This window comes from Marinobacter sp. UBA2688, assembly GCF_002352785.1.
GTDB lineage: Bacteria > Pseudomonadota > Gammaproteobacteria > Pseudomonadales > Oleiphilaceae > Marinobacter > Marinobacter salarius.
Window position 1 is genome coordinate 1 of sequence record NZ_DELU01000030.1, and the last position, 10,603, is coordinate 10,603.

The window sequence follows — 10,603 nt, forward strand, 5'->3', positions numbered from 1 at the left end:
GGGTTCGTCAGCAATCTGAAACCCCGCGAATGCGGGGTTTTTTATGAGGCCAGATTAATCCTTGTGTAGCTCGTTCGCTGCATAGAGCGTGTTCTGTAGTAGCGTGGCAATAGTCATCGGCCCTACGCCTCCCGGAACCGGGGTGATGTAAGCAGCCCGCTCCGACGCCGCTGCGAAATCCACATCGCCACGCAGCTTGCCGTCTTCCATCCGGTTGATTCCCACATCAATCACCGTTGCTCCGGGCTTGACCCACTCGCCCTTGATCAGTCCTGGCTTTCCGACCGCGGCAATCAGAATGTCCGCTTCCCGCACAAATTTCTCGAGATTGTCGGTAAACCGGTGGCATATTGTGACTGTGGCGCCTTTGAGCAGCAGCTCCATGGTCATCGGGCGGCCGACGATGTTGGATGCGCCGACGATAACCGCGTGCTGGCCCTTGTAAGGGGTGTCTACGCTGTCCAGCAGGGTGATGACGCCTGCGGGCGTGCAGGGTCTCAGGGCCGGTTTGCGCTGCATCAGGCGGCCGATGTTGTAGGGGTGGAAGCCGTCCACATCCTTGTCAGGGCGGATCTTTACCAGAATGGGGTCTGGGTCCATATGGTCGGGCAGGGGAAGCTGCACCAGGATGCCGTCTACGTCAGGGTTCTCGTTGAGCTCGTCAACCAGTGCCTCCAGGGCCTCCTGTGACGTGTCTTCCGGAAGGTCGTAGGAGAGCGACATGATGCCCGCCTCGTCACAGGCCCTGCGTTTGTTGCCTACGTATACGTGCGAGGCCGGGTCATTGCCCACCAGCACCACAGCCAGCCCCGGCGCACGAAGCCCCTGCTGTTTACGGGCCTCGGTTCCTGCCGCAACCTGTTGTCGCACAGAGGCGGCGATATCTTTTCCGTTGATCAGTTTGGCGCTCATGTCTTTGTCTTGTCGGTTGTGCGAAAATAAAGGCGCAGCATTGTCTCATGCTTGGGCTCCGTCGCCAATCGATGGGCGAAAACCCCAAATGCGTGTTGACGGACCGGTTCGGCGCCGGTAATATGCGCGCCAACTTTGCTGAGGTATCTGTTGTTCAGTTTAGACGGGGTATAGCGCAGTCTGGTAGCGCGCCTGCTTTGGGAGCAGGATGTCGGGAGTTCGAATCTCTCTACCCCGACCACTTTCTGGCCAGTCCAGGATATTGAACAGTCAGGTGGGCGAACGGTTTATGCGCTCGTAGCTCAGCTGGATAGAGCATCGGCCTTCTAAGCCGGTGGTCGCAGGTTCGAGTCCTGCCGGGCGCGCCATACCGCAGACGGTTTGATCCGTCCCGGAGACACCGAATCAGCAAAGTTAACCTGAAGTACCTGTTGGGGTCTGCCCGGCGGTAGTCTGGATGTGGTGGACGTAGCTCAGTTGGTAGAGCTCAGGATTGTGACTCCTGCGGTCGAGGGTTCGAACCCCTTCGTCCACCCCACTTTCCCGCTTACAGTGATGCGCAGCTCCTTTAGATTGAGAATTCCGATTTTTTTGCCTCGGTGGTGGAATTGGTAGACACGATAGGTTTAGGTCCTGTTGCCGCAAGGCGTGGGGGTTCAAGTCCCTCCCGAGGTACCAAATCAAAAACCCCCTCAGAATTTCTGAGGGGGTTTTTTTATGGGTTATAGAAAGTGGACGGAAAAGGATTCTCGTGGCGTTGGCGCACGCAACCCCCTTTCTTTTTACAGTTTAGTCCCCAACTCTCGTTCAAGATGATAGAGCGGTGAGGTTGCAATCCCTGAAACTGCCTGTAACAGGTGGATTCTCTCGGCACGGCAAACCGTGATAAACTACCCGCTTTTAAATTTGCGTCCTTTTCAGGAAATTCGTCCTGAAATCGATTTTAGCTTTTATTTTCATTCACATACCGAACCTGTAATTTGAGGATCTTCCATGCAAGTGTCTGTTGAAACGACCTCCAACATCGAACGTCGGATGACAATCGGTGTGCCCGCCCAGGAAATCGACCAGGCGGTTCAGAAACGCCTGCAGGAAACCGCTCGCACGGTAAAGATGAACGGTTTCCGCCCGGGCAAGGTGCCCATGCGTGTGGTGAAGCGTCGTTTTGGTGACAGTGTCCGTCAGGAGATTGTCGGCGAGGTTATGCGCGACAACTACATCAAGGCGCTGCAGGAGCAGGACATCAACCCGGCGGGTTGGCCGAAGTTCGAGCCGAAAACCATGGAAGAGGGCAAGGACCTGGAGTTCGTCGCCATTTTCGAAGTACTGCCGGAAGTGGAGCTGGGTGACTTCAGCAAGATCTCCGTTGAGAAGCCGAAAGCTGAGATTGCCGATAAAGACGTTGACACCATGATCGACAACCTGCGTCGCCAGCAGGCCACCATGAAGTCGGTCAAGCGTAAGTCCAAGAACAAGGATGTGGTGCTGATTGATTTTAAAGGCACTGTTGATGGTGAAGAGTTCGAGGGTGGTGCTGCCGAGAATCACAAGCTGACCCTTGGCTCAGGCCAGATGATTCCCGGTTTCGAAAAGGGCATCGTCGGCGGCAAGGCCGGTGAAGAGCTTGAAATCGAAGTGACCTTCCCCGAGGACTACCAGAACGAAGAGCTGGCGGGCAAGCCGGCTAAGTTCGATATCAAGATTCACGAGGTTCAGGAGCCGCAGCTTCCGGAGCTGGATGCTGAATTCTTCAAGAAATTTGGTATCGACGCTGAAGACGAAGCCACGTTCCGTGAAGAAGTGCAGAAGAACATGGAGCGTGAGCTCAAGCAGGCGGTCTCCAACAAGGTTAAGAATGACGTGGTTGAGGGGCTTCTGGAAAGCACCGAGCTTGATGTGCCCACGGCCCTGGTGGATCAGGAGATTGATCGCCTGCGCCAGGATGCGGTACAGCGGTTCGGCGGCCAGGTAGACTTCCAGCAGCTGCCTAAGGAAATCTTCGAAGAGCAGGCCCGTCGCCGTGTGAAAACAGGCCTTCTGTTCCAGGAAGTCGTCAAGCAGAACGACCTGAAGGCAGATCCTGCTAAAGTGGATGAAAAGATCCAGGAAATTGCGTCAACGTATGAACAACCTGAAGAGGTTGTGGCGCATTTCAACAGCAGCCCTGAACAGAAGCAGCAGATCGAGTCATCTGTTCTTGAAGATGCGGTTGTTGATCTGATTCTTGACCAGGCCAAGGTCAAGGAGAAGAAGCTGAAGTACGAAGAGGCTATCCAGGCCGGTCAGCAGCAGCGCTAAAGACGGCAGGGCTATTACAGATTGGCCCTGCATGCCTGGGAAGTAGAACAGCCGGTACGTCCGGCTGTTTTCATCTTGGCCCGGTGCTGGCACAGTAATAGCGATAAGAAAAACGAGGCGTAGCTGATTTATAAGCGGTGGCGATAAAACGCCACTCCATTGTCCAGAAGGAGTTCACGCGCATCATGACGCAGACACCAATTGATGGTCCCGCAATGGTTACCAATTCCGGCCTGGTACCAATCGTTATCGAGCAGACCGCACGAGGCGAACGTTCTTTTGACATCTTTTCCCGTCTGTTAAAGGAGCGGGTAATCTTCCTGGTGGGCCCGGTTGAAGACCATATGGCCAACCTGATTGTGGCTCAGTTGCTGTTCCTTGAGTCCGAGAACCCGGACAAGGACATTCATCTGTACATCAACAGCCCGGGTGGCTCCGTTACTGCGGGTATGTCTATCTATGACACCATGCAGTTCATCAAGCCCGATGTGGCCACGCTGTGCGTGGGTCAAGCTGCCAGCATGGGCGCTTTTCTGCTGGCGGGCGGTGCAGAGGGCAAGCGTGCCTGTCTGCCGAATTCGCGGGTTATGATTCATCAGCCGTTAGGCGGTTACCAGGGGCAGGCTACGGATATTGAGATCCACACACGTGAGATTCTGAAGATCCGTCACACCCTGAATTCTATCCTGGCCCATCATACCGGCCAGAAGCTGGACACCATCGCCAAGGATACGGACCGTGATAATTTCATGGATCCTCAGCAGGCGAAGGACTACGGGCTGATTGATTCTATACTTGATAAGCGTGTACCGAATAAATAATACTGAAGGTAATCGCAACATTCCCTGCCGGCGTATTGAGGTGAGTGCGCCGGCAAACCAAGCTCAGAGGTATTTCAATGGCAGATGAAAGAAACGGCAGGGGCGACGATAACGGCAAGTTGCTGTACTGCTCGTTTTGTGGAAAGAGCCAGCATGAAGTCCGTAAGCTCATTGCAGGGCCCTCGGTGTTCATCTGCGACGAGTGCGTCGATCTGTGCAACGATATTATCCGGGAGGAAATCCAGGAAAATGCACAGGAAGAGGCCAGTGATCGTCTTCCGACACCCGCTGAAATCCGCGACACGCTGAATGAATACGTGATCGGCCAGGACCGGGCCAAGGTGGTGCTGTCTGTAGCGGTTTATAACCACTACAAGCGCCTCCGCTACGGTGAGGGCAAGGCCGAGGTAGAACTTGGCAAGAGTAATATCCTGCTGATCGGCCCGACGGGTAGTGGTAAGACCCTGCTTGCCGAAACGCTGGCTCGGATGCTGAATGTTCCCTTCACTATTGCCGACGCAACCACGTTGACCGAGGCGGGCTACGTCGGTGAAGACGTCGAGAACATCATCCAGAAACTTCTGCAGAAATGCGACTACGATGTCGACAAGGCCCAGCGGGGCATTGTGTACATCGATGAAATTGACAAGATTTCCCGCAAGTCTGATAACCCGTCCATTACCCGGGATGTGTCCGGTGAGGGCGTTCAGCAGGCCCTGCTCAAGCTGATTGAGGGCACCGTGGCGTCCGTTCCTCCCCAGGGCGGCCGCAAACACCCGCAGCAGGAATTCCTGCAGGTGGACACTGGTAACATGTTGTTTATCTGCGGCGGCGCCTTTGCCGGCCTGGATAAGGTGATTCAGGAGCGCTCAGAGCGCAGCAGTATTGGTTTCTCTGCGCTGGTGAAGAGCCCGGACGACACCAAGAACACGGGCGATATCATTAAGGATGTCGAAACCGAGGATTTGGTCAAATATGGCCTGATCCCGGAGTTCGTCGGTCGTTTGCCGGTGGTGGCGACTCTGACGGAACTGGATGAAGAGGCGCTTGTCCAGATACTGACTGAGCCCAAGAACGCTCTGACCAAACAGTACCAGAAGTTGTTTGACATGGAAGGCGTGGAACTGGATTTTCGTGAAGACGCGTTGCGGGCTGTTGCTCGCAAAGCCATGGAGCGCAAAACCGGCGCCCGTGGTCTTCGTTCCATCATGGAGGCGACATTGCTGGACACCATGTATCAGATACCGTCTGAACATGATGTCTCCAAGGTGGTGATTGACGAGAGCGTCATCAGCGGCCAATCCGAGCCCTTCAAGATTTATGCGAGCAGCGACCACGCCAAGGCGGTACCGGAAGATTAATGCTCCGGTCAGTCGGCGTTTAAAAAAGGGCGGAAACGCCCTTTTTTTATGCCCGCACCGTGCCGGGAAATGGTGCCTGGGCGCGTAAAAAGATTGCAATTTTTGCTGTCGCCCCAATGAAGGGTGATATGCTGAATCAAACATCGTCAGAGGATTTTCTATGACCCTGATACCTGAAGAGTCCGTGCAAGAATACCCGCTGTTGCCGCTGAGAGATGTGGTGGTGTTCCCGCACATGGTGGTGCCGCTGTTTGTGGGCCGAGAGAAGTCCATACAGGCACTGGAAGCGGCCATGGAGGGCAACAAGGAAATCCTGCTGGTGGCTCAGAGAGATGCGTCGACGGACGAACCAGGCCCGGATGATGTGTTTGCCATGGGTACTGTAGCCACAGTATTGCAAATGCTCAGGTTGCCGGATGGCACCGTCAAGGTCCTGGTTGAGGGCAACGCCCGTGCAACCGTTACCGGCATCGCTGAAGGCGAGTATCTCGCCGGTACGGCCATGCTGATGGATGAGGACTCGCTGCCAGCCAGGGAAGAGGAAGTACTGGTCAAAACCCTGATGGACGAGTTCGAGAAGTACGTGAAGCTCTCCAGAAAGGTGCCCTCGGAAGTCTCCAATGCGCTGACCGGCATCAATGAGCTTGAGCGCCTTGCAGATACCATGGCAGCCCATCTGGAGCTGAAGATTCCCGAGAAGCAGGAGCTTCTTGAAGCCCTCGAGATTCGCCAGCGCGTTGACTTGCTGCTGGGCAAGCTGGACGGCGAAATTGACCTGATCGAAGTTGAAAAACGCATCCGCGGCCGCGTCAAGAAACAGATGGAGCGGAGCCAGCGGGAGTACTATCTCAACGAGCAGATGAAAGCCATCCAGAAAGAGATGGGCAGCCTCGGTGAGGGCAACAACGATTTTGAAGAGCTTGAGCAAAAGCTGGAGGAAGCCGGCCTGCCCGAAGAGGCCCGCAAGAAAACCGAAGCGGAACTGAACAAGCTCAAGATGATGTCACCGATGTCTGCAGAGGCAACGGTGGTGCGTGGTTACATCGACTGGATGCTGGCCATTCCCTGGAAAAAACGCAGCCGTGTTCGTCACGATATAGAGAAGGCCCGCGACATCCTGGACGAGGATCACTACGGCCTGGATGAAGTGAAGAAGCGCATCCTGGAGTATCTGGCGGTTCAGAGCCGGGTGAAAAAGGTGAAGGGCCCGGTTCTCTGTCTGGTAGGCCCTCCCGGTGTTGGCAAGACCTCTCTTGGCCAATCGATCGCTCGCGCGACCAATCGCAAGTACACGCGTATGGCGTTGGGCGGCGTCCGTGATGAAGCGGAGATTCGTGGCCACCGCAAAACCTACATTGGTGCCTTGCCCGGCAAGTTGCTTCAGAAGCTGTCCAAGGTGGGTGTGAAGAACCCATTGTTCCTGTTCGACGAGATCGACAAGATGGGCATGGACCATCGTGGCGACCCGGCATCAGCGTTGCTGGAAGTGCTCGACCCGGAACAGAACCACACCTTCAACGACCATTACCTGGAGGTCGATTACGATCTCTCCGACGTGATGTTCGTGTGCACGTCGAACTCCATGGACATTCCGCCGGCGCTGCTGGACCGCATGGAGATTATTCGTATTCCCGGGTACACCGAGGACGAGAAGGTCAACATTGCGCTTAAGTATCTGCTGCCCAAGCAGGTCAAGGCCAATGGTCTGCGCAAGAACGAACTCGACATGCCGGAGCAAACGCTTCGTGACCTGATTCGCTACTATACCCGTGAGGCCGGCGTACGCGGCCTTGAGCGTGAGATCGCCAAGATCTGCCGCAAAGTGGTGCGGGATCACGTTGAAAGCGGTGACAAGGCCTCTGTGACGCTCTCGCCCGAGATGCTTGAGGACTATTCCGGCGTCAAGAAGTTCAAGTATGGCCTGGCCGAGGAGAAGAATCAGGTCGGGCAGGTAACAGGCCTTGCCTGGACCCAGGTCGGTGGTGAGCTGCTGACTCTCGAATGCGCGTTGACCAAAGGCAAGGGACGGGTGGTCAAGACCGGCTCCCTGGGTGATGTGATGCAGGAGTCTATCCAGGCCGCCCTGACAGTGGTCAGAAGTCGCGCACTGGGGTTGGGTATCAGTGACGATTTCCATGAAAAGCACGATCTGCACGTTCACGTTCCTGAGGGCGCAACGCCAAAAGATGGTCCTAGCGCCGGTATCGGCATGTGCACGGCACTGGTTTCTTCATTGACCCAGATTCCGGTTCGGGCCGATGTGGCGATGACCGGCGAGATCACCCTGAGGGGCCGCGTGCTGGCCATCGGCGGCCTCAAGGAAAAGCTTCTGGCGGCACACCGGGGTGGCATCAAGACGGTGATTATCCCGGATGAAAATGTTCGTGATCTCAAAGAGATACCGGAGAACATCAAGGAATCACTGGAGATCCGTCCGGTCAAATGGATTGACGAGGTTCTGGACATTGCGCTGGCCTATCCGCCCGAACCGCGCGCCGAAGATTCGTCCTCGAAACCGGGTGCAGGTAAGCCCCGTGACGAAGACGGCGACGCTGCAGAGCGCAGAAATACACATTAAACCCGCGTTGAATTGTTGACATGCGAGAGAGCCCATTGGTATAACTGTTTCGCCGTGAAGCAGCCAATATCAAGGGCTCCCGCGCAGTTAATGCCTATTCCGAACACCGGTTAGTAACCGAAAGGAATAAAAATAGTGAAGAATGGAATTCTCTGACCGCTTATGCGATAGTCGGGAACGTCCAGGAAACAACAAACCAACCTATAACATCTTCAACCTGAAATCGAAGGGGTTTAGTGTGAACAAGTCCGAACTGATCGATGCAATTGCAGAATCCGCAGATATCTCCAAAGCCGCTGCTGGCCGTGCTCTGGATGCCATGACCACCTCTATCACCGGTGCCCTTAAAAAAGGCGATCAGGTAACCCTGATTGGTTTTGGTACTTTCTCTGTTAAAGAGCGTGCCGCTCGTACTGGCCGTAACCCGCAGACGGGTGCCGAGATCAAGATCCCGGCCTCCAAAGTGCCTGGGTTCAAGGCAGGTAAGGCCCTGAAAGACTCCGTTAAGTAACGGACTCTTTCATCTGGCAATGTCCGGGATTCCCGGTCATTGTCGGAGCGGTTGGCCCGGTGGCGATACCGCTGCCAGCCTGCTCCAGATGAATTCAAGGCGCATTCCTGAAAGAATGCGCCTTTTTACGTTAAGAGACCCTCACAGACTTTGATCAGGGATCCGGGAGAGACATGCTTCAAGATATTCGGGAAAATGCCCAGGGCACCATTGCCAAAATCATCATTGGCCTTCTGATTGTTTCACTTTCTATCTGGGGAATGGACGCGATTGTCGGTGGTTTTTCCGGCGAGCCTGAAGTGGCGACGGTCAATGGGGAAGACATTACCGAGAGGGAATTCCTCCGGGTTGTACAGATTGAGAGTCAACGCCGCCTGTCCGAGATGGAGAATCCGGATCCGTCGTTGCTGGATGAGGATCAGGTTCGTCAGGATGTTCTCGATGCCCTGATCCAGCAGAAAGTGATGACCCTGAACGCCGAAGACCAGGGGCTGGAACTCTCTGATGCCGATATTGACTCCCTGATCACCCAGATGCCCCAGTTCCAGGTAGACGGTACCTTTAACCGCGACCGGTTTGTCTCTGCGGTCAGGAATATGGGAATGGGCGTTGCCGAGTTTCGCGAAACCATGCGCAAGCAGTATGTGGTGAACCAGATCCGTGCCGGTATCTCTCAGAGTGGCGTAGTGACGGATGAAAATGTGGCCCAGTTGCTGCGCATCCAGAACCAGACCCGTGACTTCCGTGTGACGACGCTTTCTGCAGACGCTGTGAGCGATCAGGTGGAGGTGACCGAGGCCGATGTGGAAGCGTACTACGATGAGAACCAGGACGCCTTCAAGCTGCCTGAGAGCGTGGATGCCAGTTACATCGTTCTGTCACTGGCAGCACTTGCCGAAACCATCGATGTCAGTGATGACCAACTGCGTGACTATTATGAACAGCGGTCCTCTGAGCTGGCCCGCGAAGAACGACGTGCCTCACACATCCTGATTGAGGATGGAGAGAACGCTGAAGAGACCATGGCGACAATTCAGGAGCGTCTGGCAGCCGGTGAGTCGTTTGCAACGCTGGCTGAAGAGTTCTCCGTGGATACGGTCTCCGCAGAGCAGGGGGGCGATCTGGGCTTTGCTGAGCGTGGTGTCTACGATCCGGCCTTTGAAGAAGCCCTGTTTGCACTTGAAGAAGGGGAAGTATCCGATCCGGTGTCCACCAGCTTCGGTGTTCATCTCATCAAGCTTGAGGACGTGCAGAAAACCGAAGCACCCCCATTGGCAGAATTGGAAGATCAACTCCGCCGTGAGCTTGCCCAGCGTGAAGCCACCGAGCGTTTTGCCGAAGTTCGCTCAGAGCTTGCTGACCTGGCTTATGCGGCTGATGATCTGGCCGGTCCAGCAGAAGAACTGGGTCTTGAAGTGCGGGAAAAGAGTGGTATCACCCGGAACGGGGGTGAAGCGCCCTTTGATCACGCGGGTCTGATCCGCCAGTTGTTTTCCGAGGATGTATTGACCGAAGGCTTTAACACCGAGCTGATTGACGTCGGCGATAATATGTCCGTTGTGGCGCGGGTCAGTGAGTACCAGGAGGCACAGCAGCAACCGCTTGAAGAAGTGGCCGATGAAATTCGTGCGGCGCTGACCAGTCAGAAGACTCGTGAAGCGCTCAGAGAGCGTGCTGACGCGATCATCGCTGACCTTGAATCCGGCAAGAACATTGAAGAGCTGGGGCTTGAGGAGTGGCAATCCTATGAGGATCAGCCCAGGAGCAACCCATCGCTCGGTGGTGCTGTCATGTCCCAGGTGTTTTCACTTCAACGCCCTGGTGACGGAGACAATGTCTACGGCTCGGTGGTGTCCAGTGACAGCGCGACCATCGTGGCCCTCGATGCGGTTAACGAGGGTGACGTGAACCGGGATGGTGGTGAATTCCGGCAGCTTCGCGGTTTCCTGGCATCGCTTGAGGGGCAGCGCGAGTATCAGGCGTATCAGCAGTTCCTCAGAGAGAACGCCGAAGTAGAACGGCCGTAACAACAAGGCACCCGGTATCGGGTGCCTTGTTGCATTGCACGAGAGGCCCGGGCAACGTCCCGGGCTTTTTTAGTTGTGCGCCAGGCATGGCGCGT

The 10,603-nt window shown here is 55.5% G+C and carries 7 protein-coding genes and 4 tRNA genes; 10 read left to right on the forward strand and 1 reads right to left on the reverse strand.

Annotated features, from left to right (window positions below; translation table 11 throughout):
• Nucleotides 1–54: 54 nt before the first annotated feature.
• Nucleotides 55–912, reverse strand: a complete 858-nt coding sequence (gene folD, locus B3M52_RS19075; protein ID WP_075196075.1) for a bifunctional methylenetetrahydrofolate dehydrogenase/methenyltetrahydrofolate cyclohydrolase FolD — start codon at nucleotides 910–912, stop codon at nucleotides 55–57.
• Nucleotides 913–1,076: 164 nt separating this feature from the next.
• On the opposite strand from folD, the gene B3M52_RS19080 reads away from it, so the two are divergent.
• The 10 genes from B3M52_RS19080 (at nucleotide 1,077) to B3M52_RS19125 (ending at nucleotide 10,508) form a co-directional block, all read left to right on the forward strand.
• Nucleotides 1,077–1,153, forward strand: a tRNA-Pro gene (locus tag B3M52_RS19080).
• Nucleotides 1,154–1,203: 50 nt separating this feature from the next.
• Nucleotides 1,204–1,280 (forward strand) — tRNA-Arg (locus tag B3M52_RS19085).
• 94 nt (nucleotides 1,281–1,374) lie between these two features.
• A tRNA-His gene (locus B3M52_RS19090) sits at nucleotides 1,375–1,450 on the forward strand.
• A 55-nt stretch (nucleotides 1,451–1,505) separates the two neighbouring features.
• Nucleotides 1,506–1,590, forward strand: a tRNA-Leu gene (locus tag B3M52_RS19095).
• Between the two features lie 315 nt (nucleotides 1,591–1,905).
• Nucleotides 1,906–3,210 (forward strand): trigger factor, encoded by a 1,305-nt coding sequence (gene tig / locus B3M52_RS19100; RefSeq protein WP_036205090.1) that lies wholly within the window; start codon nucleotides 1,906–1,908, stop codon nucleotides 3,208–3,210.
• A gap of 185 nt (nucleotides 3,211–3,395) precedes the next feature.
• Nucleotides 3,396–4,031: an ATP-dependent Clp endopeptidase proteolytic subunit ClpP gene (clpP, locus tag B3M52_RS19105; protein WP_036205091.1), complete on the forward strand. Its 636-nt coding sequence runs from the start codon at nucleotides 3,396–3,398 to the stop codon at nucleotides 4,029–4,031.
• Between the two features lie 77 nt (nucleotides 4,032–4,108).
• The gene (clpX, locus tag B3M52_RS19110) at nucleotides 4,109–5,392 is read left to right on the forward strand and encodes an ATP-dependent Clp protease ATP-binding subunit ClpX (RefSeq protein WP_007154039.1); all 1,284 of its coding nucleotides are present in this window, start codon (nucleotides 4,109–4,111) and stop codon (nucleotides 5,390–5,392) included.
• A 160-nt stretch (nucleotides 5,393–5,552) separates the two neighbouring features.
• The gene (lon, locus tag B3M52_RS19115; RefSeq protein ID WP_286750026.1) at nucleotides 5,553–7,970 is read left to right on the forward strand and encodes an endopeptidase La; all 2,418 of its coding nucleotides are present in this window, start codon (nucleotides 5,553–5,555) and stop codon (nucleotides 7,968–7,970) included.
• 238 nt (nucleotides 7,971–8,208) lie between these two features.
• Nucleotides 8,209–8,481: an HU family DNA-binding protein gene (locus B3M52_RS19120; protein WP_036205867.1), complete on the forward strand. Its 273-nt coding sequence runs from the start codon at nucleotides 8,209–8,211 to the stop codon at nucleotides 8,479–8,481.
• Nucleotides 8,482–8,654: 173 nt separating this feature from the next.
• Nucleotides 8,655–10,508 carry a SurA N-terminal domain-containing protein gene (locus B3M52_RS19125; protein ID WP_075196074.1) on the forward strand — a complete coding sequence of 618 codons (1,854 nt, stop codon included), beginning with the start codon at nucleotides 8,655–8,657 and terminating at the stop codon, nucleotides 10,506–10,508.
• Nucleotides 10,509–10,603: the final 95 nt, after the last annotated feature.